Origin of the sequence: Streptomyces sp. NRRL WC-3549, assembly GCF_000721935.1 — a bacterium.
Taxonomy (GTDB): domain Bacteria; phylum Actinomycetota; class Actinomycetes; order Streptomycetales; family Streptomycetaceae; genus Streptomyces.
In genome coordinates, this window is sequence record NZ_KL585418.1 from 80,358 (window position 1) to 83,771 (window position 3,414).

Here is a 3,414-nt window from a genome sequence, read left to right on the forward strand (position 1 = left end):
GGCGGCCGACAGCAGCAGGGAGGCCGTGGCCAGTGCCACCGCCCCCCTGCGCCACGTGCGGCCGGCGCACACGTCGTGCACCGTGCGTTCCTCGTGCGTCGCGGGAGTGTGCACAGGACCGGTCCTTTCGACGGCGGGCATCACCACAGTTCTTACACCGCCGCCCGCCGCGGCTCCCTGATCTTCGTCCGATCCTCCACGGCGGGTCAGTCCCACGACCCGCGCGCCGGAGGGAGCCGCGCGATCTCCGCCAGGTCCCGTTCGGTGAGCACCAGTTCGGCGGCGCGGGCGTTCTCCACGGCCCACCGCTCCCGCTTGGCGCCGGGTACGGGCACCACATGACTGCCCTGCCGGAGCACCCACGCCAGGGCCACCTGGGCCGGGGTCGCGCCGTGCCGCTCGGCGACCCGCCGCAGCCCCACGACCACCGGCTGGTTCGCCGCCATCATCTCGGCGGTGAAACGGGGGTGCCGGGCCCGCGGATCGTCCGGTTCGAAGCCCATGCCGGGCTTGAGGGTCCCCGTCAGATAGCCGTTGCCCAGCGGCATCGCGGCCAGCACCCCCACCCCGCGCGCCGCACACCACGGCATCAGGTCGTCCAGCGTCTCCGGCGACCACACGGAGAGCTCGGCCTGGACCGCGCTGACGGGGAAGACCTGCTGTATGCGCTCCAGCTGCCGGATCGTCGCGGCGTACGTCCGCGAGCCCCGCCGCCGCCCCGCACGCGCCCCGACCGCGCTCAGGCCGAGCGCCCGCACCTTGCCCGCGGTCACCAGCTCCGCCATCGCCCCCCAGGTCTCCTCCACCGGCACCTCCGGATCGGCCCGGTGCAGCTGGTAGAGGTCGATCACATCGGTCTGCAGCCGCCGCAGCGAGGCGTCGCAGGCGCGGCGGACGTACCCGGGGCGGCCGTTGGCGACGACGTGCTGGTCCCCGACGAGCAGCCCGCACTTCGTGGAGAGGAAGGCGTCCGAGCGCCGCCCCTTCAACGCCCGCCCGATCAGCAGCTCGTTGGTGAACGGTCCGTACATGTCGGCCGTGTCGAGCAGCCGGACCCCCGCGTCCAGGGCGGCGTACACCGTACGCAACGAGCGGTCACCACGCTGCTGCGACGTGCTGTAGGCCCAGCTCATCGGCATGCACCCCAGCCCGACAGCGCCCACGTCCAGCCGCGCCGCACCGATTGTCCTGCGCACTCCCCGAACCCTCCCTCGGTCCCGTCGTCGCAGGACCACACCGCACCCCAAAGCTAACCTCTGCCGCTCCGCGCCCTTCGTCTAGCCTCCTGAGCATGACTTCGACACCGACTTCGCCCGCCGCCGCGGCCCCGCCGTCCGCCCCCGACGTACTGCCGATCCCGGCCGAGGAGATCGACGGGCTCCCCGAGGGTCTCAACTACCGCTTCTGGGACGGCGGGCGGGACTACCCCGCGGACCCGGCCAACTGCGCGTTCTACGTCGTTCCGTACATGAAGGGCCCGGATGTCGCGGTCCGGCCCCTGGAGCGCATGAGCGCCGTACAGGTCGTGCAGACCCTCTCCGCCGGCATCGACCACGTCGAACCGGGGCTCGCCTCGCTGCCCGCCGGGGTACGGCTGTGCAACGCCAAGGGCGTCCACGAGGCGTCGACGGCGGAACTCGCCCTCGCCCTGATCCTCGCCTCGCTGCGCGGATTCCCCGGATTCGTGCACGGCCAGGACAAGGAGGAGTGGCGGTCCGGCTTCTACCCCGCGCTCGCCGACAAGTCGGTCCTGATCGTCGGCTACGGATCGATCGGCGCGGCCATCGAGGACCGGCTCGAACCGTTCGAGTGCGCGCGGGTCGTGCGCGTCGCGCGCTCCGCCCGGACAACCGGGCGCGGTCCCGTACACGCGCTCGACGAACTGCCCGCCCTGCTGCCCGAGGCCGACGTCGTCATCCTGTCCACCCCGCTGAACGCCTCCACGCAGGGGCTGGTCGGGGCCGGGTTCCTCGCCGCGATGCGGGACGGCGCGCTGCTCGTGAACGTCGCACGCGGCGCCGTCGTCGACACCCAGGCGCTGCTGGCCGAACTGGAGTCCGGCCGGCTCCGCGCCGCCCTGGACGTCACCGACCCGGAACCCCTGCCCGCGGGCCACCCGCTCTGGCATGCTCCCCACGTCCTGATCACCCCCCATGTGGGGGGCAGCACCTCGGCGTTCCGGCCGCGTGCGAAGCGGCTGCTGGCCGGACAGCTGTCCCGGTTCGCCGCAGGGGAGCCGCTCCGCAACACCGTCCTCACCACCGGCTGACCCGGCCGCGGGGCGGTCCGGCCACCCTCCGGGCGGGCCAACACCGCAGGTGGTAACGGAGAGTAGAGAAGTTATGGCCCTGCGTGACCATCCTGGTGTATCGTCCAGAGGGGGCTGCGCCAGGGAAGGGACGGCGCCGGGCGGGAGTGTCACGCGAGGGGGCGACGGGCGATGCACGGCGAGTGGAGAGGCGATCCGGTGCCGCGGTGCGGCCGGACGCGGTCAGGGTTACCGATGCGGTCACCGGCGCCGGGGGCTCCGGGCCGGTCCCGCGGAGTCCTCCGGTGAGCGCCCTCGCGGCCCTGATCTCCCGGCCGGTCTCCGGCCGCGGCCCGGGCCTGCGTTCCCAGCTCGCCCTCGCCGTCGTCTGCGCCGGTTACGCGGTGGGCGCCGGTGTCGGCTGGGGATCCACCGGACTGGCGGTCTTCATGGGCGACTTCGGCCTCAGCGTCGCCGCGCTGATCGCCGCGGTCTCCTGCTTCGTCTACGCCCGCCGCGGCGAGAGCCGGCTCCGGCCCGCCTGGCTGCTCTTCTCGCTCTCCTCGGCGATGGCCGCCGGGGGCAACGCGGTCTGGGGCTGGTACGAGGTGGTGCTGAGCAGCCACGTGCCCTCCCCGTCCCTCGCCGACCTCTTCTTCCTCTGCTTCGCACCCCCGGCCATCGTCGGTCTGCTCGTCCTCGCCAAACGGCCGGTCAACCGGGCCGGCTGGGTCTGCCTGGCGCTGGACTCCTGGCTGATCGGCGGGTCGTTGCTGACGCTCTCCTGGAGCCTCGCGCTCGCGCACACGGCCCGTGCGGCCAACGCCGGCGGGGAGAGCGTCGCCAGGGCCGCGCTCACGCTCGCCTACCCGCTGCTCGACATCGTGCTGGTCTCCATGGTGCTGGCCCTGCACTTCCGGCGGATCGGCGTGAACCGCTCGGCGGTGAACACCGCCATCGCCGGACTCGCCCTGACCGTCCTGTGCGACGCCCTGTTCACCTCGCCGCTGCTGCGCTCGTCCTACCACTCGGGGCAGTTGCTCGACGCGGGGTGGTTCGCCGGCTCCCTGCTCCTCGCCTACGCCCCCTGGGGCGCACGTCGCGGCGCGGACAACGCCGTCCGGCCCGGCCGTCCGGCCCGGAGCGCGAGCCGCCCGATCGGCGGA

2 protein-coding genes and 1 pseudogene are annotated in these 3,414 nt (G+C 73.6%); 2 read left to right on the forward strand and 1 reads right to left on the reverse strand.

Translation table 11 applies throughout. The annotated features are described in order from the left end of the window. Positions 1 to 206 precede the first annotated feature (206 nt). Entirely contained in the window at positions 207 to 1,163 is a 957-nt protein-coding gene (locus IH13_RS0123915) for an aldo/keto reductase (protein WP_031087695.1), read from the reverse strand. Between the two features lie 128 nt (positions 1,164 to 1,291). Here IH13_RS0123915 and IH13_RS0123920 point away from each other — a divergent pair, with 128 nt between their 5' ends. Then, a complete protein-coding gene (locus tag IH13_RS0123920; protein ID WP_031087697.1) occupies positions 1,292 to 2,269 on the forward strand; it encodes a 2-hydroxyacid dehydrogenase in 978 nt (325 codons plus the stop codon). Positions 2,270 to 2,553: 284 nt separating this feature from the next. Continuing rightward, positions 2,554 to 3,414: pseudogene (locus IH13_RS0123925) on the forward strand (phosphodiesterase); the annotation flags it as partial.

Coding starts and splice junctions, on each gene's coding strand:
- IH13_RS0123920 (WP_031087697.1), top strand. CDS start 1,292: ATGACTTCGACACCGACTTCGCCCGCCGCCGCGGCCCCGCCGTCCGCC.